At 69.4% G+C, this 19,812-nt stretch carries 17 protein-coding genes and 1 pseudogene; 6 read left to right on the top strand and 12 right to left on the bottom strand.

Annotated features, from left to right (window positions below; translation table 11 throughout):
• Positions 1–99 precede the first annotated feature (99 nt).
• From ACYU7G_RS03105 to ACYU7G_RS03095, 3 genes are read right to left on the bottom strand one after another with little or no spacing between them, the layout of a single operon-like run.
• Complete coding sequence (locus tag ACYU7G_RS03105; RefSeq protein ID WP_461104654.1) at positions 100–483, bottom strand: hypothetical protein; 384 nt, start codon at positions 481–483, stop codon at positions 100–102.
• Between the two features lie 48 nt (positions 484–531).
• Positions 532–1,587 carry a non-homologous end-joining DNA ligase gene (ligD, locus tag ACYU7G_RS03100; RefSeq protein WP_461104652.1) on the bottom strand — a complete coding sequence of 352 codons (1,056 nt, stop codon included), beginning with the start codon at positions 1,585–1,587 and terminating at the stop codon, positions 532–534.
• A 25-nt stretch (positions 1,588–1,612) separates the two neighbouring features.
• The gene (locus ACYU7G_RS03095; RefSeq protein WP_461104650.1) at positions 1,613–2,602 is read right to left on the bottom strand and encodes a sugar ABC transporter substrate-binding protein; all 990 of its coding nucleotides are present in this window, start codon (positions 2,600–2,602) and stop codon (positions 1,613–1,615) included.
• Between the two features lie 119 nt (positions 2,603–2,721).
• Here ACYU7G_RS03095 and ACYU7G_RS03090 point away from each other — a divergent pair, with 119 nt between their 5' ends.
• A complete protein-coding gene (locus ACYU7G_RS03090; RefSeq protein ID WP_461104648.1) occupies positions 2,722–5,037 on the top strand; it encodes a RecQ family ATP-dependent DNA helicase in 2,316 nt (771 codons plus the stop codon).
• A 332-nt stretch (positions 5,038–5,369) separates the two neighbouring features.
• Here the strand turns inward: ACYU7G_RS03090 and ACYU7G_RS03085 are convergent.
• From ACYU7G_RS03085 to ACYU7G_RS03055, 7 genes and pseudogenes are all read right to left on the bottom strand, one after another.
• Positions 5,370–6,113 (bottom strand): annotated as a pseudogene (locus ACYU7G_RS03085) (FUSC family protein).
• Between the two features lie 358 nt (positions 6,114–6,471).
• Positions 6,472–6,915: a hypothetical protein gene (locus ACYU7G_RS03080; RefSeq protein ID WP_461104646.1), complete on the bottom strand. Its 444-nt coding sequence runs from the start codon at positions 6,913–6,915 to the stop codon at positions 6,472–6,474.
• Positions 6,916–6,966: 51 nt separating this feature from the next.
• Positions 6,967–9,327, bottom strand: a complete 2,361-nt coding sequence (locus ACYU7G_RS03075; protein ID WP_461104644.1) for an alpha-amylase family glycosyl hydrolase — start codon at positions 9,325–9,327, stop codon at positions 6,967–6,969.
• Positions 9,328–9,389: 62 nt separating this feature from the next.
• On the bottom strand, positions 9,390–10,124 hold the full coding sequence (locus ACYU7G_RS03070; RefSeq protein ID WP_461104642.1) for an early set domain-containing protein: 735 nt from the start codon (positions 10,122–10,124) through the stop codon (positions 9,390–9,392).
• Positions 10,121–10,720, bottom strand: a complete 600-nt coding sequence (locus tag ACYU7G_RS03065; protein ID WP_461104640.1) for a signal peptidase I — start codon at positions 10,718–10,720, stop codon at positions 10,121–10,123. The genes ACYU7G_RS03070 and ACYU7G_RS03065 overlap by 4 nt, the downstream gene beginning before the upstream one ends.
• Before the next feature lie 9 nt (positions 10,721–10,729).
• Positions 10,730–11,284 (bottom strand): hypothetical protein, encoded by a 555-nt coding sequence (locus tag ACYU7G_RS03060; protein ID WP_461104638.1) that lies wholly within the window; start codon positions 11,282–11,284, stop codon positions 10,730–10,732.
• A gap of 38 nt (positions 11,285–11,322) precedes the next feature.
• On the bottom strand, positions 11,323–11,856 hold the full coding sequence (locus ACYU7G_RS03055) for an alternate-type signal peptide domain-containing protein (protein WP_461104636.1): 534 nt from the start codon (positions 11,854–11,856) through the stop codon (positions 11,323–11,325).
• A 558-nt stretch (positions 11,857–12,414) separates the two neighbouring features.
• Here ACYU7G_RS03055 and ACYU7G_RS03050 point away from each other — a divergent pair.
• On the top strand, positions 12,415–12,837 hold the full coding sequence (locus tag ACYU7G_RS03050; RefSeq protein ID WP_461104634.1) for a hypothetical protein: 423 nt from the start codon (positions 12,415–12,417) through the stop codon (positions 12,835–12,837).
• Here the strand turns inward: ACYU7G_RS03050 and ACYU7G_RS03045 are convergent.
• Positions 12,813–13,715, bottom strand: coding sequence for a response regulator transcription factor (locus ACYU7G_RS03045; RefSeq protein ID WP_461104632.1), 903 nt, complete (start codon positions 13,713–13,715; stop codon positions 12,813–12,815). The two genes, ACYU7G_RS03050 and ACYU7G_RS03045, sit on opposite strands and share 25 nt — an antisense overlap.
• Positions 13,716–13,974: 259 nt before the next feature.
• Here ACYU7G_RS03045 and ACYU7G_RS03040 point away from each other — a divergent pair, with 259 nt between their 5' ends.
• From ACYU7G_RS03040 to mshB, 4 genes are all read left to right on the top strand, one after another.
• Positions 13,975–15,336: a hemolysin family protein gene (locus ACYU7G_RS03040; RefSeq protein ID WP_461104630.1), complete on the top strand. Its 1,362-nt coding sequence runs from the start codon at positions 13,975–13,977 to the stop codon at positions 15,334–15,336.
• A complete protein-coding gene (locus ACYU7G_RS03035; protein ID WP_461104628.1) occupies positions 15,333–16,397 on the top strand; it encodes a hemolysin family protein in 1,065 nt (354 codons plus the stop codon). The genes ACYU7G_RS03040 and ACYU7G_RS03035 overlap by 4 nt, the downstream gene beginning before the upstream one ends.
• 263 nt (positions 16,398–16,660) lie before the next feature.
• On the top strand, positions 16,661–17,443 hold the full coding sequence (locus tag ACYU7G_RS03030; RefSeq protein WP_461104626.1) for a hypothetical protein: 783 nt from the start codon (positions 16,661–16,663) through the stop codon (positions 17,441–17,443).
• 46 nt (positions 17,444–17,489) lie between these two features.
• On the top strand, positions 17,490–18,401 hold the full coding sequence (mshB, locus tag ACYU7G_RS03025; RefSeq protein ID WP_461104624.1) for an N-acetyl-1-D-myo-inositol-2-amino-2-deoxy-alpha-D-glucopyranoside deacetylase: 912 nt from the start codon (positions 17,490–17,492) through the stop codon (positions 18,399–18,401).
• Between the two features lie 128 nt (positions 18,402–18,529).
• Here the strand turns inward: mshB and ACYU7G_RS03020 are convergent, their stop codons facing one another.
• Entirely contained in the window at positions 18,530–19,681 is a 1,152-nt protein-coding gene (locus tag ACYU7G_RS03020) for an IS30 family transposase (protein ID WP_461104622.1), read from the bottom strand.
• Between the last annotated feature and the right edge of the window lie 131 nt (positions 19,682–19,812).

The following is a 19,812-nucleotide window of genomic DNA, read 5'->3' as shown; positions in this document are numbered from 1 at the left end:
CCCGCACCTCAGGGAAACTGGTTGGCCACGACTGCGTCCCCGCACCTCAGGGAAACTGGCTGGCCACGACTGCGTCCCCGCACCTCGGCAAAACCGGGGTCAGTCCACCTGGTCGAAGCCCGTGACGACGGCGCGGATGCTGTGGTGCGGGGCCCAGCGGAGGGTGGCCAGCACCCCGTCGTCGGTGCGCTCCACCCGTTCCAGGAGCACCGACGCTCCGCGGTGCAGCGGCAGCAGCAACCGGAGCAGGGCGCTGCCCTCCGGGGAGTGGGCGATGACCGAGAGCCCGTCGGCGAACCGCAGCCGGGCGGTGTCCTTGATGGGCGAGGCGCCGACACTGCGCAGCGGGCACTGTCGGTTCAGGACGGTGACGAGACGGCACACGAGGAGAGCATCGAGGTCGCCGCGCAGTTCGACCTCGATCTGCTTGAGGGACCGCTCCAGTTCGTCCACCTCGGGGTCCCAGGGGGTAGCCCGTCCCATGCAAGAAGTATCCCCCAGATGGCGGGGCAGCAAAAGGGCTTGGCGGCCTCAGCCCTTGTCCCGTTGCTCCCGGCGGACGCGGGCGACGTGGCCCCGAGCCACCTGCTGGCGGGACTTACCCTTGCCCGCGCCCCCGTCGTCGCGCGGCGGTGGTGACGCCTGGGAGGCGGGGTCGGCATCGTCGCGGTCGGCCCATTCCAAGAGGGTCTCGAGGCGGAATGCCTCGTCGTCGATGCCCTCATGCAGGTCGCCGAGTTCGGCGAAGCGGGCGGGCATGCTGGCGAGGTTGAGCTCCGCGGGTTCGACGGCGTCGAGCTCGTCCCAGCGGATGGGGGCGGACACCGTCGCGCCGGGGACGCCGCGAAGGGAGTAGGCGGCGGCGATGGTGTGGTCGCGGGCGTTCTGGTTGTAGTCGACGAAGACCGCGGCCGGGTCCCGGTCCTTGCGCCACCAGGCGGTGGTGACGTCCTCGGGAAGGCGCCGCTCCAGTTCGCGCGCGAAGGCGTGGGCGGCGCGGCGGACGTCGTCGAACTCCCACTCGGGCGCGATCCGGACGTAGACGTGGAGGCCGCTGCCGCCGCTGGTCTTCGGGTAACCGGTGATACCGAGTTCGTCAAGGAGGTGGTGGGCGGCGTCGGCGACGGTGCGGACCCGGCCGAAGTCGGCTGCCGGGCCGGGGTCCAGGTCGATCCGCCACTCGTCGGGCCGGTCGACGTCGGCGCGGCGCACGTTCCAGGGGTGGAACTCGACGGTGCTCATCTGGACGGCCCACAGCACCTGGGCGGGTTCGGTGACGCAGAGCTCGTCGGCGGTCAGCTCGTAGCGCGGGAAGAACAGCTCGACGGTCTCCACCCAGTCCGGGGCGCCGCGCGGGATGCGCTTCTGGTGGACCTTCTCCCCCGCGAGCCCGTCGGGAAACCGGTGCAGCATGGTGGGCCGCTCGCGCAGGGCGCGGACGATGCCGTCGGCGACGGCCAGATAGTACTGCGCCACGTCCAGTTTGGTGTGCCCCGGCTCGGGGAAGTACACCTTGTCAGGGCTGGAGAGGCGGACGGTGCGTCCGCCCACTTCGAGTTCGACCGCCGGCTTCTTCGCACTGGGCATGGGCCCCATCCTCGCACTGAACGCGTCACTCCATCAGGTACTGGTTGACGTTGGTGGCGTCCACCCATTCGGCGCCGGGCACGAAACTGTTGGCCTCCACCGGATCACCCAGCACCAGGGCCGAGGCCACCTCGACGGCGCGGATGCCCAGTTCGTGCTGGCTGGTCCACACGGTGCCGCCGGGGGCGCCCTCGAGCAGGGCGTTGAGGGTGGCGTCGGTGGTTCCGATACCGACCACGCCGATGTCGTCGCGGCCCTCCTCGGCCAGCACCTCGCGGGCGGCGTCGGCCATCAGGTCGTTCTGGGCGACGATGAGGTCGAGTTCCGGGTCCTCGGTCTGGTTGAGCCAGCCCCGGACGTCGTCGGCGGCCTGGCTCGGGCTGCCGTTGGCCGCTTGCGTGAAGACCACCTCCACACCGGTGTTCTCCCACAGCACCTCGTCGTAGCCCTCCTCGAACGCGTAGTAGAAGGGGGTGCGCGGCACGACGGTGAGCACCGCGATCCGACCCTCCCCCTCCAGCAGCGAGACGACGCCGTTCATCTGGACGCGGGCGAGTTCACCCGGGTCCGGCCCGACGTAGGAGTTGGCGTCGCCGAGGGCATCGGCCTGCCGGCCGACCAGGACGAAGGGGACGCCCTCCTCCTTGGCCTTCTTCGCAACACCCTCGAGCCCGTTCCAGTAGAGGGGTTCCACCAGCACGGCGTCGAAGCCGGCCTCGATGGCCGATGCCACCAGGTCCGGCAGGCGGTCCTCGTCGCCCTCCGCGTCGAAGGTGGCGATCTCCACCCCGAGCGTCTCGGCCTGCTCGATGGCGGCGTTCAGCAGCTGCACGGAACCGGCCGCGGAGGCGTCCACCAACATCAGCGCGAACCGGGCCCCGGCCACCGACGGCGAGGCCGACGGGGAGTCGGATTCAGTCGGCGAGGCGGTCGGCGTGGTGGGGTCAGTCGTCGGCGTGCACGCCACGAGGAGGGACCCCACGGCCACGAGGACGCAGATGATCAGCTTGCGCATGGATGCAATTGTTCCATCGACGGGGGCCGGACCCCAGACCCCGCGGGTCCGAGTGGGTTTTCCACAGCTGCGGGGTCGGGGGTGACGCGATGTCACCGGGACGTGACAGGGTTGGGCCCATGACTGATCGAGCGTTCTGGGACGACGAGCCGCCGCCGGAGGAGTGGGAGCTGCCGCCGGACCCGTTCGACGACGCTCCCGCGCCCGCCGACGACGCTCAACCGCCCGCCGGCGCGGCACCCGCAGAGCCGACGCGGCCGGCTCCGGTGGTCGAGCCCGCGCGCCGGATCGAGCGCGGCGCCGAGGGCCTGCGCGAGGAGGCGGAGGCGGTGCTGCGGGACCTGACCGGCAATCCGGAGGCGCAGTTCCACGCCGGCCAGTTCGAGGCCATCCACGCGCTGGTGGCGGACCATGAGCGGGCGCTGGTGGTGCAGCGCACGGGGTGGGGAAAGTCCGCGGTGTACTTCATCGCATCGTTGCTGCAGCGCCGGGCGGGGGCCGGGCCGGCGCTGATCGTCTCGCCGCTGCTGGCCCTGATGCGGGACCAGGTGGCTGCCGCGGAGCGGGCGGGGGTGCGGGCGGTGGCCATCAACTCGGCCAACGTGACCGAGTGGGGCCAGATCGAGCAGTTGCTGGCCGACGACGCCGTCGACGTGCTGTTCGTCTCACCGGAACGCCTCGTCAACCCGCGGTTCCGGGCCGAACAGCTGCCCCGGCTGCTGTCTGTCATGGGGCTGCTGGTGATCGACGAGGCGCACTGCATCAGCGACTGGGGCCACGACTTCCGGCCGGACTACCGCCGCATCCGGGACCTGATCGCCGAGCTGCCGTCGACGGTGCCGGTGCTGGCCACCACCGCGACGGCCAACGAGCGGGTGGTGGCCGACGTCGAGGAGCAGATGGGTGCCGGCGGCCACGAGGTGTTCACTCTGCGCGGGCCGCTGGCGCGGACGTCGCTGCGGCTGGGCGCGCTGGACCTCAAGACCACGTGGCGACGGGTGGCCTGGCTCACCCAGCACTTGGACTCGCTGCCGGGCAGCGGCATCATCTACTGCCTGACGGTCTCGGCCGCCGAGGACACGGCCGCGGCGCTGGCGAAGGCCGACCACCGGGTGCTGCCCTACACGGGGCGCACGGACGCTGCCGAGCGGCTGGCGGCGGAGGAGGCGCTGAAGGCCAACGAGGTGAAGGCGCTGGTGGCCACATCGGCGCTGGGGATGGGCTTCGACAAGCCGGACCTGGGCTTCGTCGTGCACCTGGGCGCCCCCAGCTCGCCCGTGGCGTACTACCAGCAGGTGGGCCGCGCCGGCCGCGCCACGGACAACGCCGACGTGCTGCTGCTGCCGGGCCCGGAGGACCGTGACATCTGGCACTTCTTCGCCACCAACGCGATGCCGACGCAGGCGCGGGCGGACGCGGTGATCGGCGCGCTGGCGGCCTCTGACAAGCCGCTTTCCGTGCCCGCGCTGGAGGCGCGGGTGGACCTGAAGCGGGGGCAGCTGGAGCTGCTGCTGAAGGTGCTGGCCGTCGACGGCGCCGTCGAGTACGTGCAGGGCGGCTGGGTGGCCACCGGCGCGGAATGGACCTACGACAAGGACCGTTACGAGCGGATCGCGGAGGCCCGCCGGGCCGAGCAGGACGCGATGCTCACCTATGAGCGGGGCGAGTCCTGCCGGATGGCGTTCCTCACCGAGCAGCTTGACGACCCGCACTCGGCACCCTGCGGCCGTTGCGACGTGTGCGATTCCGCCTGGTACCCCACCGAAGTGGCGGTGGAGCAGCAGGAGTCCGCGCAGTCGACGCTGGACCGGGTGGGCGTCCCACTGGCGCCTCGGGCGCTTTGGCCCAGCGGCCTGGACCAGTTGGGGGTGCGCGCCGACGGCAAACCCGTCAAGGGCAAGGTGCCGCCCGGCGAGCAGTTCCTGGAGGGTCGCGCGGTGGCACGCCTGACGGACCTGGGTTGGGGCGGGGCGCTGCGGGAGCTGTTCCGAAGCGACGCCGACGGTCGCCCCGTCGACGCCGAGGTCCCCGCCGAGCTGGCCCGCGCCGTCGTGCGGGTGCTGAAGGAGTGGGGCTGGGACGAGCGGCCCGCGGCGGTGGTGTGGCTGCCCAGCCTCTCGCGGCCGCAGCTGGTGGAGTCGCTGGCGACGGGGATCGCCACCGCCGGACGGTTGCAGCCCCTCGGCCCGCTCGAGCTGGCACCCGGCGCCGGTGAGCTGACCCGCTCCACCAACAGCGCCTTCCGGGTGCGCGACGTGTGGGACCGGTTCGTGGTGCCGCCCGCCATGGCCGACGTGCTGCCCTCGCTGGCCGGGCCCGTCCTGCTGGTCGACGATCTGGCCGACTCCCGCTGGACCCTCACCGTCGCCGCTCGGCTGCTGCGCCGGGCCGGGGCGCCGTCGGTGCTGCCGTTCACGTTGGCCGCCGCCGGCTGATTCGCGGGGCGCGCGTCAAGGAATTCCTGAACCGGATGTATCAGGAACGGGCCCGGGCGCTCATGAATGTCGAGAACCCTGTGAAGGGGGCTCATCCACGAGGAAGCGTGACGAGCAGGATCCTGCCGTCCACCGCTGCGGGTCCGAGGACCTGCGGCCCGACCGTCGGATCGGGGGACCGACCGGTCGGGGCGGTGGCCGCACCGTCGCCCGCGAGGGCTCGACGCTAGCGTCACCTCCGCTTGGAGCCGGTCCGCCGATCGGGGGACGGTTGGGCCGGGAGTCATCGGTGGGGCTGCGCGTCAGCCCCACCGATGATGTCTGCCCCGGGCTCACTCAGGCTCGACGTCGGGGGTGCCGGCCGCGGCCAACCGGAGTCGGCGTTGCTTCGCGAACCACCACGCCGCCACGGCCACGGTCATGCCGACCACCGCGCCGATGGTGGTCTCGATCAGCCGGTCCCACAGGAGGTTCCAGCCGATCCCGCCGGCCAGGCCGACGCCGATGATGGCCATGGGCGTGACGAACATCTGGCCCAGGAAGTAGTTGCGGGCGATGTAGGTCTCGGCTCCCACCTGTCACAGGCCGATGATCAGCACCGCCACCCACAGGCTGGGGTCGATCAGGATGATGACCACGATGAACCCGAGCCCGACGTAGGTGCCGAGAATCCTGTGCACGCCGCGGGCGAGGCGGTGCCGGGTGGTGTGCCCGACGAGCGGGACGACGGCCGCCACCATGGCCCAGTACTGGTGCCCGGTGGAGAACAACGGCTCGGCCACGATGGCGATCGCACCCGCAGCATCCGCCGCCACCAGCGTCGCGAGCGAGTCCAGCCAGATGGTGCGCTGCTGCTCCCTGCTCAGCGGCTGGTTCTCGAGGCGTTTCCACTCGGTGCGACGACGGGGCGAGAACCGGCCGAGCTGCCCGACCACGATGGACAAGACGATGGCCAGGAACGCCGTGAGCATGCCCTCGGCCACCGGCGGCAGCGTCGGCGAGGACGCGATGGCGGCGTAGGCGAAGATGTGGAACAGGGAGCCGCCGGGCCGCAGCCGCAGGTAGCCGGCGAGCACCGAACCGATCCAGGCGACGAAGGTGGTCAGCCCCACCACCGTCCACAGTCCGGCACGGGTGCCGTGGTCCACCAGCTGCGACGACGTCAGCCTGGCCGCCAGGATGACCACGAAGAACAGCGCGCCGCACCGGGTCTGGGCGACGAGCCTGTCGAGGTGGCCGCGGTTGCGGCCGTAGATGCCGGTGAACGCGCCGAAGATGGCGAACACGGCGAGGTCGAGGCGATCGATGCCGCGAGGACGGCGAGCGGCAGCAGGACGCCGACCCCGGCGCGCAGGCCGAGCCAGTGGTACTCGTCATTGGGCCCGAGGCGGAACAGCTGCCGCCAGTGCAGCGGGCTCTCGGCGGGCCGGGTCGTCAGTGCTGCCCCTTGCCCTTGTACAGCTGCGAGTGGGCGACGTTGACGCCGACGATGGCGGCCAGCGTCACCAGCAGCGCGAGGAACTGGCCGTTGACGCCCAGCGCGATCGAGATCGGGATGAACGACACCAGCGAGATGATGCCGAGCGCCAACTGCTGGCCACCGCCGACCACCGGGGCGGGGCCCTGTCGCAGGGGCACGGCGCCGTGGCCGTGCTGGGTCTGGAAGTGGTACTCCCCCGGCTGCTGGGAGCCGCCCCGTCGGGCCAGTTCGGCCGAGACGCGCGCGTCGATGGCGGCCTCCACCTTCTCCGCGAAGTTGTCCAGCAGCGCCGGCTCGTAGTCCGCTCCCAAGTCACTGCGCGTCGCCGCAAGCGCCTCGATGTCGCTGCGGCTGACGCCGTCGTCAGGGGCGCCTGCCGAGGCCTTGCCTGTGCTCATCGGTGTCTCCATCCAGTCAGCGCAAGCCTATACCGGGGTGTGCTCGTCCCACTACGACTCCGTGGGGCCGAGCAGGTCGTCGGTGATGGGGTTGTCGTGCCACACGACGATCGACCACGGCTCCACGATCACGCCGTGGCGCACCACCATGCCCTCCCCCTCGGGCCAGAAGTTGTGCGCGGGTTCGGCCCAGGTGGCGGTGTCGATCAGGAGCCGCCACACGCGTCCCTCCTGCGCCTCGGGGACGTCGAACTCGACCGGCTCGGAGGCCATGTTGACCATCAGCCAGAAGTCGTCGTCGGGTGAGTTGATGTGCACCGACAGCGCGCGGTCGCCGTCGACGGGGTGGCCCTGCATGCTGGGCGTGTGGAACAGGTAGGAGACGTCCTGGTTGTCCGGGATCAGGTCCCCGTAGCTCTCCTGGCGCAGCGACTCGTGGCGGCGGCGCAGGTTGGACACGAACGTCGCGAACCGGAACAGGCCGTTGACGTTGGGGGCGTTGTGGAAGCGGCCGAAGTTGTCGTGGTACTCGCCCGCGACCTGGGGTGAGATCATCACGCGGTGCGGCGTCGACTTGTTGATCATCGCGTAGTTGTTGGTCATGGCGACGCTGTCCAGCGCCCACGGGTTGTTGTTGCCGTTCTGGGTGCGGCCGAACTCGTCGCCGGCCACCACCATCGGGACGCCGCGGGAGAAGAACAGCAGGGTCCACAGGTTGCGCACGCGCTGGCGCCGCAGCGCCCGGGAGCCGCCGGAGTCCCAGGAGAGGTTGTCGTCGGTGCCGCCGTCGGAGGGCCCGAACGGGTAGGGCTGGTCGTTGACCTTCTCCTGGTAGCTGACCAGGTCGGCCATGGTGAAGCCGTCGTGGGCGTCGACGAAGTTGATGGTCTTCTGGGCGCCGTCGTTGTCGTGGAAGTGGTGGTGGTCACCGTTGAGCATGTCCAGGAAGGCCGACGTGTTGCCGTCGCCCTTGGTGAAGCGGCGCACGGCGTCGCGGTAGCGTCCGTTCCACTCGCCCCAGCCGCGGGGGAAGTTGCCCACCTCGTAGCCCCACAGGTCCCACGCCTCCGCGATCACCTCGACGTGCTCCTTGCGCGCCCACTCCGCGATCCCCGTCAGCAGGGGGTGGTCGGTGAAGAAGCGCTTCTGGTGCTGCCAGTCGTCGGGATCGGCCTCCTCGGGCTTGCGGCCGAGCACGGTGGCGAGGTCGAAGCGGAAGCCGTCGACCCCCATCACCCGCGACCAGTAGGCGAGCGAGTCCAGCACCAGCTGCTGGGCCGCGTCGGAGGAGAAGTTGAGCTGGTTGGAAGTGCCGGTGGCACCGTCGACGAGCATCTTGTCGCCAGTCATGACGTAGTAGTCCGACGCCGCGAACCCGCCCAGGGTGGTGAAGCCGACGGTGTCGACGTCGCCGTTCCAGTTGCCGCCCTCGGCGCTGTGGTTGTAGACGACGTCGAGGTAGACCTCGAGCCCGCACTCGTGGAACGCGTTGACCATCTCCTTGAACTCGCGCGTGGGGCCGCCGACGCTGCGGTCCGACGAGAACCGCCGGCTGGGCGCGAAGTAGGACAGCGTCATGTAGCCCCACTGGTTGGTGAGGCCCGCGCGGCCGGACTCGGACACGTTGGTCTCGTGCACGGGCAAAAGCTCGATGGTGGTGAAGCCGAGCGCCTTGAGGTATGGCGCCATCATCCCGGCGCCCTTGTATGTGCCGCGCAACTCCTTGGGGATGTCGACGACGTCGCCGTAGCCCGGCTCGTCGGCGAGGATCTCCGAGAGCCGGCTCACCGACGGGTGGCCGGTGAGCTGTTCCACCTGCACCTCGTAGATCGCGGACTCCTTGCCCTTGATCCGCGGCTTGGCCACCAGCGGCGTGGTGTCGGCCATGACCACGCCCTTGGGCGCGTACCGGCCGGTGTCCCACTGCCGCCGGGGACGCCCGCGGTAGTCGTCGCCGCCGGTGCCGAAGATGCCGTTGTCCATGCCCTCGTCCGCGATGACGTCGGAGTACATGTTGTGGGTGATCTCGTAGGCGTACGGGTCGAACAGCACCTTGTTCGGGTTGAAGCGGTTGCCGTGCTCGTCCATGTCCGCGACGAAGCCCGCCTCCGAGCCCGGGGTCCAGTCCGGGTGGTGGGTCCAGTTGGCGCCCCAGACGCGGAAGGCGTAGAGGTCGCCGAGTCCGACGCCGGTGAACTTCGCGCGCCACGTGCCGTCGGCGCCCTTGGCGAGCAGGAAGCCGGCCGCGGCGTCGGTGCCCGTCGCCGCGGTGTAGAACTCGAGCTGGACCCTGGTCGCCAGGGGTGCATGGACGGCGAAGGTGGTGCCGTCCGGGCGGGGATGGGCACCCAGTTGCCAGTCGACGCCGCCCCACAGTTCCTGCTCGACGGGCAGGATCGATTCCACGTTCATGCCTGAATGGTCGCACGTGGCGGGCGGGCCGCTAATTTCCGACGGCGTGTCGTGCAGCCGGGTCATGGGATGACCACGGTGATCGCGGAGGTGGTGGCGCCGAACTCGTTAGAGTACTCGGCCACCAACTCGTAGCTACCGGCCGCGAGGTGCCCGAGGGCCACGGTGACTTCGTGGCTGCCCCATGGATCCTCGGCGAAGCCTCCGGACGTGATCTCGACACCGTCCTGGAGGATGCGGTAGCTGGTTGCCGGGGTTCCCTGGTAGAGGTTCACGTAGAGGATCTTCGCCGAGCTGTCGTACCGCAGCGTCGGCGTCCCCGGTTTCGCCTCGGTCACTGTGATGACCAGCGGCTGGCTCCTGCGGACCTCGCCTGCGCTGGTGCGCACGAGGTAGGTGAACTCGTAGGTCCCGTCGGGGAGGCCGTCGATCTGCACTTCGGCGTAGGCCCTGTCCGGGTCGACCCGGACCATGCCGAGCGAGGCCCCGTCCTGGCAGAACTCGACCTCGCCAACGGCCTGGCCGCTCCACTGGTGGAACATCAACGTGAAGTGGCCGTCCTTGATCTGGCCCCATCCGAAGGTGCTGGAGAGTTGTCCCGGGGGCAGTTCGCCGGAGGTCGGGGACTCGCACGTGCCGGACTCTGCCCATGTCCCCACGCTCACCGAGGCCTCCGCCGTCGATTCCTGGGCCCAGAGGGCCGCGGCGCCACGCCAGCCGAGCCCCACGCAGAAAACCACCAGGAAGACGACGACGGCGGCTCGCCGGGTCCGTGGCGTCCGGGCGCTGGCAGTCACCGGCTGCCTCCATTCCCACGCGAGGACTCCCCGGCGAGTCGGCGACCCCTGGCCCCGAGACCGACGGTGATCGCTCCGTATCCGATGAGGGCGAACGCCACCACGTTGAGCAGGGCACCACGGTCAGTCCGTCCGAGCGCGTTGGCGAGGTAGCCGGCGTACGGCACGGCGTAGAACAGCGTGCCGCGCACCTGCACCTCCCGAACAGGTTCGGGATCCGCGACGTCGTTGTTGTCTCCCTTGGTGACGAGCATCCGGTTGCCCGCCTGGTCCGAGGCGAAGCCGGTGATGCGGTGCGTGATGACGGCAGGCTTGCCGGACTCGAGCTGGTAGGTGACGACATCTCCCACCTCGAGCGACTCGTAGGGCTGTGGCTTCACCACGATCAGGGTGCCCGGCGGGTATCCCGGTGCCATCGAGCTGGTCAGGACGGCGTAGGTCTGGGATCCGGTGGCGAAGGGGACGACGAGCAGCACCAGTGCCGCGAGCACGCAGGTCCACAGCAGCAGGTGGGACAGCGCGGTGCCGACGAACCGAACGGGGGCCGGCAGCCTGCGCTGCGCGCGTCGTGCGTGTGAGCGGGGTGGCTGGAGCATGTGCGCCTCCTACTGCGTCTGGGTGACCGATACGGGAATGGCGATGGTGGCGGTGGCCCCCTGGAGACTCTCCGGCGCCCCGGGCAGCATCTGGACCTGGACGCAGAACCCAGCTGCGCCTCCCTTGCCGATGGTGGCGGTGGCGGTGGGCGTCCAAGCAGCTACATCGGCACACTTGCCGGAGCCGGGGGCCGGGGCCACCTGGAACCGGAGGTGGTCCGGCAGCGCGGCCACGGATGCCTGCTGCACCTGCGGCGAACCCACGGTGGCCAGGACGGTGAACTCGGCCCCGGCGTCGGTGGGTACGGTGGCGTTGACCGCGGCATGGATCGTGGCCCCGGGCGTCAGCGTCCCGACGTCCCCGAGGGAGACCGTGACGGCCGAGCCGTCGACGATCGTCGGGTTGCCGTTGAGGTTGACCTGGAAGTCGGCGGCCCGGACGCTCTGGGCGCCACTGGCCACTGCCGAGTTCCACAGCGCCCAGGTGCCCTGGACCGCCAGCACCCCCGCCAGCACCGCGATGACCATGACCGCCGTGACGCGGAGCACGTTCCTGGCGGTCATGGTTCAGTCCTTTCGCGGTGTGGTCGGGCAGGTGTTGGTCAGTTCTCGGTGGGGGCCTGCTGCTCGAGCAGGAAACCGATTCCGGAGAAGTCGTACGTGGCGGTCACGCTGTCCCGACCGGAGGTGGTGTCCTTGAACACGAAGCTGACGCTGGCGGTGACCTCGTCGGGCGACTGCTCGGTCAGGACGGTGGTGGGCAGGACCTCACCGGCGGAGTTGGTCAGCGTCGGCTCGGAGACCTCCACGTTCTCGGACTTGAAGTCCTTGTTCACGCCTGTCCCGGTGACGCTCAGCACGGCCTCCAACTCGTCACCGACCAGGACGACGTCCAGGACCTGGCTGTAGGTGAGGGTCTCACCCGGGATCACTCGGTACTGCGCGATGTCGGCGACGACGCCAGAGAGGTTGGATTCCCACTGGCCGCTCCCTGCGGTGACCTCGAGGTCGCCGGCGACGATGGCGCCAGCATTGGACTCGGCGGCGTCGTTCCAGACTGCGAGGGTGCCCGCTCCGCCGAGGAGCAGCGCAACACCGAGTCCGGCCACTGCGGCTCCCTTGATCATCTTGTTCATGGTTCTCTCCTCTTGTCGTGGGACCACATCCCTGGCTGTTGTTGAACAACTAAACCACTTGATTCCCAAGAACCTGTAAACGGTTACGCAAGATTGCAGAAGCTTTACGTCAACTGGAATCTGTATGTATGGGAAGGGGCCGATTTCAGCGCAGGCGGTCAGCCCGCGACGCCCCGGAATCGCAGCTCGCACACATGACAAAACACGAACAGGCCGGTGACGCCATCCCCACCCGTTGCACCTGCAATCCGCAGGCAACACCTGGTGCTCATTTCCCCCGAAACTTGGGGCGTCAACCGGTCTGCTCGTGTCCTTGGTGGCGGATGGAACCCGGGATTTCCCCCGAGATCCCGGGATTCCTCCGACATCTGGTACTCAACCGTGGACGGCTCAAGGTCCGCGTCAGGTCTGCCAAAAGGTTGCGACAATGTTCACGGCAGACATCAGATGATTTGAACTTGAGTTTAGGTTGAGCCTTGGTAGATCTTGAGGCTCACTTGAGGGGAACCTTCGGGATTACGGGGGCGAGACTCGCGTCTGGGCATCGATCATTGCCCTATGAGCACTGTGCCCGTCCTCGATGCACGAGTACTGGGTCGCCTGGGAGACGATCTCGGCGACCCAGTTCTTCTGTGCACCTTCGTGGACCGGTACGCGGACCTGCTCCAGACTCGGATCGCACGCGTCGAGCACGCCCTCGCCGCCCACGACCTCGAGGACTGGCACGACGCCGCGCTCAGCCTGCGCACGTCGTCGACGATGGCGGGTGCCGCCGCGCTGGCGGAACTTGTCAGCGAACTGCAGCAGACCGTCGAGGAGAACCCCCTCGCCGACGTGGTGTGGCTGTGCAACGACAAGCTGTCCGCCGCGATCCTGGACCTGAAAGTCCTCGCCGAGGAGACCAACGCACGGCTGCGCGCATTTGTGGCCAGTGTGACAGAGCGCACCAGCCGGGGTCAGAGCCCCTGGTCCCCCGCCTGAGGCAGACCGGCCGATCGGTAACCGACGCCGCGGAGGGTCTCCACCCAGCGAGGACGACGCGGGTCGTCGCCCAGCTTCCGCCTCAGGTTGCCCATGTGGACCTCGATGGTGCGCTCGTCGGCATCCGAGACGAACGTGCCGGCATCCGGCTCCTCGTCACGCAGGGTCCGGAACAGCTGCGCCTTGGAACGCACCATCCGACGCGAGGTCAGCAGCGTGCGCAGCAGGATGAACTCCGTGGGCGTCAACTGCACGTCGTCGCCCTCGACCGTCACCCGGTACAGGTTGGGGAACAACTCGAGCCCGTCGAGGCGGTAGGAGATCTCCTCGCGCCTGGTCGCCTGCTCCGACGCCGTCGCCGCCGAGTAGGGCGTGGGAGCGGCCGAGGCCGCGGTGCCGGGGGTGCTGATCGGAGCACCCGGCACGCCGTGGGCGACCTGCGTCGGGGGCGACGCGCTGCTTGGGGTCCACAGCTCGCCGTTGACGGCGGGCCCGGCCGGCCGCTGCACGCGGGGACGCCGCAGCATGGCCTCGATCCGCGCCCGCAGCTCGCGCGGGCGGAAGGGCTTGGTGATGTAGTCGTCGGCGCCGGCGTCGAGCCCCATCAGGGTGTCGATCTCCTCGGTGCGGGCGGTCAGCATCAGGATGTAGGCGTCGGTGACGCGGCGGATGCGACGGGCCACCTCGAAGCCGTCGATGTCGGGCAGTCCGAGGTCCACGGTCACGATGACCGGGTCGTGCTCCATCACGGCACGCACGCCGTCGGTGCCGTTGGAAGTTTGGTGGACTTCGAAGCCGGACTGCGTCAGCAGCCCAGCGAGGAGTGTCCGAATGTCCGCGTCGTCCTCGACGACGACGGCGGCACCACGCTCATCCACTCCGACCTCCAGCTCCCCCCGACGTACCCCGCAAACTTGCGTGTAGTTTACCCCGCGTGGCCCCGTGGCGTGAAGCCCGCCCTGTGGTAGTGCACAACTGGGTGTCCGGTGGACCGCCGGAGGACGTTAGAATCGGCCCACGAACGTCGCACGTCGAAAGGCATCATGGACCAGCCGTCCCAACCCGAGCCCCCGTCTACCCGGGGGGCCCAGAGATGAAATCCCATAGTCTCAGGCCCCCGAGGATGGGGGCAGCCCGATGACACCGGTCGTGTCACTGCTCGTGGGCCTGGTGGTGGTCCTGCTGATCACCGTCGCCACCGGATACTTCGTGGCCCAGGAGTTCGCCTACATGGCGGTAGACCGCTCCAAACTGCAGGCCCGCGCCGCCGCGGGTGATGCAGCCGCCGCACGCAGCCTGGACATCACGCGGCGCACCTCCTTCATGCTCTCCGGGGCCCAGCTCGGCATCACCGTGACAGGCCTGCTGGTGGGTTACGTCGCGGAACCGCTGATCGGCCAGGCCCTGGCGGAACTGGCGCCGGGCGCCACCACCGCGATCGCCGTCGGCATAGGCGGCGTGCTGGCGATCGCCTACTCCACCTTCATCCAGATGCTGTTCGGCGAGCTGTTCCCCAAGAACTACTCCATCGCCAACTCCACCAAGGTGGCCGGCTGGCTGGCCCGCAGCACGCAGATCTACCTGGCGATCTTCGGACCGCTGATCTGGGTGTTCGACCGCGCCGCCGAGGGGCTGCTGAAGCTGTTGCGCATCCAGCCCGTCCACGACGTCGAGCACTCCGCCACGGCCCGTGACCTGGAGCGCCTCATCGACGCCTCCCGCGAGACGGGCGACCTGTCCCCCGAGCTGTCCATCCTGCTGGACCGCATCCTGGACTTCCCCAACCGCGACGCCGAGCACGCCATGATCCCGCGGCCGCGGATCGACGTGGTGCGCGCCGGGACGCCCACCTCCGAGGTGCGGGAGCTGATGGCCACCGGCCACACCCGCTACCCCGTCGTGGACGACGACGACAAGATCATCGGCATCATCCACCTCACGCACGTGCTCTCCGCCGGCGTCGGCCAGGACCGTCCCATCGAGGAACTGGCCGACGAGCCCCTCGTCGTGGCGGAGTCGATGGCCCTGCCCGACGCGCTGACGCTGATGGACCAGGCGGGTGAGCAGCTGGCCTGCGTCGTCGACGAGTACGGCGGCTTCGCCGGCATCATCACCATCGAGGACCTGGCCGAGGAGGTCGTCGGTGACATCACCGACGAGCACGATCCCAACCCGCCCGAGGAGCTCGACGAGATGGGCGACGGCGTTTGGCAGGTTGGCGGCGAGGTGCACGTCGACGAGGTCGAGCGCACCATCCACCAGGGCCTGCCGCGCGGCGACTACGAGACCGTCGCCGGGCTGGTCATCCACAACTTCGGCGGCCTCCCCAAGGAGGGCGACACCACCGAGGTGGAGCTGCCGCCCTCACCCGAGGACCTCACCGAGTCCGACCCGGAGCCCCGCTTCCTGACCGCGAAGGTGCTGGAGATCGACAACCACGTCCCGTCCCTGATCGAACTCACCCTGCCCGCGACGGGCGAACAGGAGGTGGAGTCGTGAGCGGCCTGTGGGTGACCGTCTGGACGGTCGTGATCATCTTCCTGTCCGCGTTCTTCGTGGCCGCCGAGTTCGCGCTGATGTCAGCCAAGCGGCACCGGCTCGAGCAGGCCGCGAAGGAATCTGCGGCCGGGCGGGCGGCGTTGAAGAACTCCGCCGAACTGACGCTGCTGCTGGCGGGTTCCCAGCTGGGCATCACCGTGTGCACGCTGGCGCTGGGTGCCATCACCAAGCCCGCCGTGCACCACGCCCTGATGCCGCTGCTGGAGGTCACCGGGCTGCCGGTGGCGGTGGCCGACGTCGTCGCCTTCGTGCTGGCGCTGTTCATCGTCACGTTCCTCCACCTGGTGGTGGGCGAGATGGCGCCGAAGTCGTGGGCGATCGCGCACCCGGAGAAGTCGGCCATCCTGCTCTCCCTGCCGATGCGTGGCTTCATGGCCGTGACCCGCCCCCTCCTGAAGGGCCTCAACGGCGCCGCCAACTGGTTGGTGCACAAGACCGGCTCCCCCGTGGTGGACGAGCTGTCCTCGGGTCAGGACCCGGACAGCCTGCGCCACCTCGTGGAGCACTCCGCCAACGTCGGGGCACTCGACGCCGGCTACCGCGCCACCCTCGCCAACGCCCTGGACCTGCGGGAACTGACTGTGGCCGACGTCGCCATCCGCGGCGACATCACCGCCGTCGGCCCGGAGGCCACCGTCGCCGAGATCCAACGCGCCAGCATCAACAGTGCGCACCGTCGCATCCTCGTGCGCGAGGACGGGCGGACCATCGGTGTGGTGCACGTGCGCGACACCCTGGACGCCGCCGCCCAACTCGAGACCGCCGGTTCCCTCGCACGGCCCGCACTGAGCCTGGACGCCGGCACCCTGCTGGCCCAGGCGCTGCGCGAGATGCGCGAGGGTCGCACGCAGCTGGCGCTGGTCTGCGAGGACGGCGTGGAGACCGGACTGCTGTCCGTGACCGACATCATGCTGCGGATGCTGCCCCTCGGACAGGCCCAGGCCGCCGCAGCCGCGCCCGCACCGTCGGTCAAGAGCGCCCACCCGCACCCGCAACCGTGACGTCGGCGCAACAGTGTTGCGGTGGAGCTCTGACTGTGCCTGCTGCGACAGTGCGGTGGCGCGCGGCGGCGCAGGGGTGCGGAGGCGCGGGGGTGCGTCGCTACCGCTGTTGCTCCGTGCTACCCCTGTCGTGGGTGCTACCGCTGTGACGGTAGCACTGAGCGGTTCGGGTAGCGTTGAGCGGTTCGGGTAGCGTTGAGCGCGCTCCGGGGCGACGTCGTCGGCCCGCCTCCCGCGGCCGTGTTGGGCGTAGAATCGAGCCCATGTCGGACGAGCCGTTCCAACGGCCGGGCAGCCATCCCGGCGGGACCGACGTGCGGCTGCGGACCTCATCCGTGTGGGACCAACCCGACGACGACGCGCCCCCGCTGCTGGAGCTCGGCGACCCGCAGGCGCCACCCGAGGAGCCGCCCCGACGAGGACGCGTGGACGTCGCGCTGGCAGCGGCTGCCGGCATCGCGTTGGGCGTGGCGGGCACCGGGTTCGCACTCAACGCCGGCAACGGCACTGGTGACCCGCTGGAGATCACCCCGGACACCTTCCCGCGCGAGGTCATGAACCTGCTGCGCGACGACCTCCTCCCCCGCGACCTGCAGGACGCCGAGGCCATCACCCGCCTCGACGAGCACTTCGCCCAGCAGGTGGAGAGCTACCGGTTCGCCTACGGCGGCGAGGGCGCCTCGATGTACTACTCGGTGGGCGGCAGTGGGGTGGAGTACACCATCGTCAACGGGATCCTGCCGCCGTCGCTGCCGTCGAGCGGCCCCGGCGACGGAACCCTCGCCCCCGTGCTGGTCTCCCACGAGTCGGACCTGGTGGTCTGCACGGTGCAGCGGGGCGGCATCACCGTCGACGCGGAGACCGGCCTGCCGGTGGAGACCGACCTGGACTCGGTGACCGGCTGGACCAGCTGCATCCTCACCGACGGACCCCGCAATCTCAGCCTGCGCCTCACCGAGGTGGGCGTCCAACGCAACAACGCCGTCGCCAGTGCCGAGCAACTGAGCACGGAACTCGAGAGACTGCACGACGACCTGACCAGCTGACCGTCCTACCGGCCGCCTCCCACGCGAGCGACTAGGCTGGGTCGACGTGAGTACCAACGGTCGCATCCTCTTCGTTCATGCGCATCCCGACGACGAGTCCAGCCAGTCGGCCGGGTCCCTCAGCCGGTACGTGGCAGAGGGCGCCCAGGTGACGCTGGTGACGTGCACGCTCGGCGAGATGGGCGAGATCCTCGTCGACGACTGGGCGCACTTCAGCCCGGCCGAACTCGGCAAGCACCGCATCGAGGAACTGGCCGTCGCGCTGGGGATCATGGGCGTGACGGACCACGTCTGGCTCGGCGGCCCGGGCCGCTACCACGATTCCGGGATGGACCGCGACGAGTTCGGCAACGCCTGCCCGCCGCCCCACGAGAAGCTCCCCGAGGGCGCGTTCTGGAGCGCGGACCTGCTGGAGGCCGCCAACCACCTGGTCGAGGTCATCCGCGATCGCCGCCCCCACGTCGTCAGCAGCTACGACACCTTCGGCGGCTACGGCCACCCCGACCACATCCAGGCGCACCGCGTCACGATGTACGCGACGCTGTTGGCCGGCGTCCCGTCGCACCGGCCCGACCTCGGCGAGGCCTGGCAGGTGCCCCGCCTGCTGTGGAGCACCCACAACACGCTCAAGTGGCACGAGGCGGTGGTGGCCGCGAAGGAGCAGGGAATCACCCTGTTCGACGACGAGCAGGAGCAGGAGAGCCGCCGCGACCGCAGCGCCGACCCGTCGCAGATCGTCGCCGTGGTCCCCTACGGCCAGTACGCCGCCCAGGCCAGCGAGGCGCTCTTGGCGCACCGCAGCCAGGTGGACCCCGGCAACGAGTTCTGGCAGTTCTTCGAGATCATGCGCAGGCTCGACGGCGCGGGCGAGGCCTACCTGTACGCCTCCGGTGTGCCGTTCCCCAAGAGCGACGGCCCGGCCGAGGACCTGTTCGCGGGCCTCGACCTCGCCGACTGACCGCGCACCCCATCCCCTCGTGTGGGTCAGACCACCTGGCCCCGGCCGCTGAGTGGGGTCGTTTTGCGGCCCGAATTCAGGGGGCGGTCGCAACACCCGAGTCTTCTGCGATGAGTCTATGGAACTCTTCACGGGGTGTGTGGAAGCCGAGTCGTTCGGGGTCTGTCGTTGAGTTGGTCCTGGACGAATTGGAGGTAGTCGGCGGAGTGGATGGACAAGTCGGTGCCCTTGGGGAAGTACTGACGCAGTAGCCCGTTGGTGTTCTCGTTCGTGCCGCGCTGCCAGGGGCAGTAGGGGTCGGCGAAGTAGACCTCCAGCCCGGTGGCCTTGGTCAGGTTCTTGTGGCTGGACATCTCGTTGCCCCGGTCCCAGGTCACCGACTTCAGGAACGCCGGCGGGTACTGGTTCATCGCAGCGGTGAGCTGGGCAACGACGTGGGCGGTGTTGCGGCCCTGCGGCAGGTGGACCAGCGTGGTGTAGCCGGTGACTCGTTCCACCACCGTCGCGATCGCCGAACTCGACTCGGTGGACCCCACGATCAGGTCACCTTCATGGTGACCGGGAACCTGTCTGGTCTCGACGTCGACGGGCCGTTCATGGATGGAGACCAGATCGGGGATCGTCTTGCCCTTGCGGTGTTGTCTGCCCTGCCGGCGCCGCTCGCTCCGCCGGGACCTCAAATCCGCTTTGAGTAGGCGTTCCAGCCCTCCGACGGGTTTGACGTAGATGGCTTGGTAGATCGACTCGGGACTGATGCGCATGTCACCATCGTCGGGGAAGTCCACCTTCAACCGGCCACTGATCTGCTCAGGTGACCAGTTCTCGTCCAGCCCGGCCCGCACCACCCGACGTAACCGCGGCCGTTGCTGCAGCTTGCGTTCCTTCGGTCTGGCCTGCCTGACAACCGCCTGCCGATGAGCCTCCCACGGCACATACCTGAGCCCGGGGCCGGCGCTGCCGGCGGCGGCGTTGCGGCGCAACTCACGACTGATCGTCGAAGGGCAACGCCCCATCATCCGCGCGATCTGACGGATCCCGTGACCGGCGTGGAACAACTCGCCGATCTCGAACCGCTCCGCCATCCCCAGATACCGCCCCGAGTACTGCCTCACACGCTTGAACATGTCACCAGCCTGTTTGTGGAGCAGCCACATCCACGACTTCGACACACCGAACTCCGCAGCGATCGACTCCACCGGCTGACCTGCTTCCAACCGGCACCACACCTGCTTGTGCAGCTCCAACGAGTACTTCGGCCTCCTCTGGAACCAACCCCTCATCACAACCTCCCTCGCCAAGGGGTGTTGCGACAATCGTTGGATCCTGACCGGGAACTCGAACACATCAGCCCCACTCAGGCCCCGCGGCGGGTCCGGAGGGCGCACTACGGGCCTTCCGCACCGGCAGAATT

The sequence above is a fragment of the Tessaracoccus terricola genome, from assembly GCF_054776555.1.
The sequence above is the reverse complement of the archived record's forward strand: the minus strand, read 5'-3'. Positions and strand labels throughout refer to the sequence as shown.